This window comes from Methylomonas sp. BG-2 (genome assembly GCF_057766305.1).
The window spans coordinates 1-2,034 of sequence record NZ_JBYMAP010000405.1 but is presented as its reverse complement, the minus strand read 5'-3'; the positions used below and the strand labels follow the sequence as shown (position 1 = coordinate 2,034).

Here is a 2,034-nt window from a genome sequence, read left to right as displayed (position 1 = left end):
ACCAGCCGCTACGCGGTGCGGAAGTTATGATCGAGTTTTTCGCAGCATGGTTAATTTTCGGCGGGCTGACAGTCCAAACTGGAAGCCCGTTGGCATCTTTCTTTTTTGGGGTGGTAACCGGCGTGTTCTGGGCCGTTTATGCGATGACGGTCAAATGACCTGGCAAGCCCGAGCCGCCCACATCTCTATATTTATAGGAGTTTATTGTGAATATTCCAACACCAGGCATTCAAGTAACAAAACGCGGGATTACGCTCACTGTTGATTTTGTTAATAATGGCGACGTTTATTACATGTGTCATCGAGAAAAACCTGCGGGAGAGCCGGATTCATTATCTAGCGATTGGTTTCGTTTCATAGGGTTATTCAGAGTACCTATTTCAACATGGGACGCACAAACCGCATAAAAACGAAGGCCTAGAGCCTCATATTGAGCGCCTTGAGCGCCTAACCTCAGAGGGCCGTTGAGCCCCATTTTTTATCGAGGTCTTTATGCAGTTTGAACTTGAATTTGACGCCAGCCATTTGACGTATGTGCTGAGCGCGGCTCGCAGAGTTATTCAGAATCCCGATAAAATGCTGCACAGCATTGGTGAATCGTTATTGCGCGTTAATCGCCAACGGCACAAAGCTCAGTTGGCGCCGGACGGCATGCCTTGGAAAACGCTATCACCGCTGACCATCGGTAACAAGGTCTGGAACGAACAAAAGCAATCGTTTCGCAACAAAAAAAGTATGAGTCTGGCTACCTACCGGAAGATACGTGCCAATAGAGCAATTCTTCGGGACTCTGGCGATATGTTGAGTTCTTTGAACTATCAAGTGCGGGACAATGAACTGAGGCTTTGGTTTGACGGCGCCCGTGAGGCCAAATTAGCGGCATTACACCAATCCGGAACAGAACCCTATCTGATTACCCCGCGCCAACGAAAAGCGCTGGCCTTTGGTGGCATCGTAACCAAACGCGTCAAGCATCCAGGCTTGCCTAAGCGCGAGTTGATAGGTTTTCCAGATTCAGACCGCGACTTAGTTGAACACGTCGCGGTAGATCATCTGCAACGAGTATTGCAAAGAGCGCGAGGCGGCTAATCAACGACAAATCGACTCACACGGTATCCCGTCATGGTCGCGATCCAGCCGAGAAAGGCCGCAATCGTTCAGGTAATGCTTCGCCTCGGCGCAACTGTTCATCTGCCCGCAGGTGCGTTTCGCCCCGCAATTACCACCATCCCCCAAACCAGGTAAATCATCATCGGCCTTGGCTGATGGTGCGGTCTTCTTAGGTTTACCTCCATGTCTGAATTCCCAGGGCGGAGTCGGTTCAGCATCCGCCCATAAGCCCACCCCGGCGGCCTTCGCAGATTCTTCCAGGGCGGCAATATTTTGATCGGTCAGATATTGCCTATAGGCCCAGGCAAAGCCACGTTTTACCTGTTCCGCATTGGCATCGACACCATTGCACTTAATGCGTCCAATCGTCCGTTTATATTTATCCGTGCCTTTGTCGTCTACGACGGCGGGCTTTTTAAAACAAAGCTCGGACAATGATTGCTTGGCCTGAGTGCCAAACGCTTGCTTGGATTCCGGCGCATCAATTTCAGCCAAGCGGATTTTGATCTGCTTTTTATGAGCATTTAAAACCGTCAGCGTGTCGCCGTCGGATATGCCCACAACGGTCCCAGTCCATTCGTTTGCGAAGGCCAGCAATGGGGTCAGGATTAATAGGGGGAATAGTTTTTTCATTTTTTAACGCCCTTGGTTTTACCATTTTTATGCAATTCAGCTTGGCAATTTGGGCATGTCATCGTTGGGTTTGCTGACATCTGCATGATGAACACCCAGAAAAACCCAAATAATGCCGACAAGCCGATCATGCCAAGATAGCCTGTCGATGCCATTCCACCAGTAAATAACAGTGCCAAAAAGGCCGCGCCAAACGGTTGTGCGCCGCTTGTTTTAACGCCCATTTTTCCTTGGTAGCCGCATTCCAAGCACAGCATGTTATCCATGTGACTGTCGTATTTTTTAAGGTCT

At 49.6% G+C, this 2,034-nt stretch carries 4 protein-coding genes; 2 read left to right on the top strand and 2 right to left on the bottom strand.

The features are described 5' to 3' along the window. Positions 1-206 precede the first annotated feature (206 nt). A complete protein-coding gene (locus tag AC3B8H_RS20690; RefSeq protein ID WP_488443404.1) occupies positions 207-407 on the top strand; it encodes a hypothetical protein in 201 nt (66 codons plus the stop codon). Between the two features lie 85 nt (positions 408-492). Further along, a complete protein-coding gene (locus AC3B8H_RS20685) occupies positions 493-1,089 on the top strand; it encodes a phage virion morphogenesis family protein (protein ID WP_488443403.1) in 597 nt (198 codons plus the stop codon). On the opposite strand, the gene AC3B8H_RS20680 is transcribed toward AC3B8H_RS20685, so the two are convergent. Both AC3B8H_RS20680 and AC3B8H_RS20675 read right to left on the bottom strand, forming a co-directional pair. Next, a complete protein-coding gene (locus tag AC3B8H_RS20680) occupies positions 1,090-1,743 on the bottom strand; it encodes a thermonuclease family protein (RefSeq protein WP_488443402.1) in 654 nt (217 codons plus the stop codon). Next, on the bottom strand, positions 1,740-2,034 hold a 295-nt coding region (locus AC3B8H_RS20675), incomplete at its 5' end, for a hypothetical protein (RefSeq protein WP_488443401.1). The genes AC3B8H_RS20680 and AC3B8H_RS20675, both read right to left, overlap by 4 nt.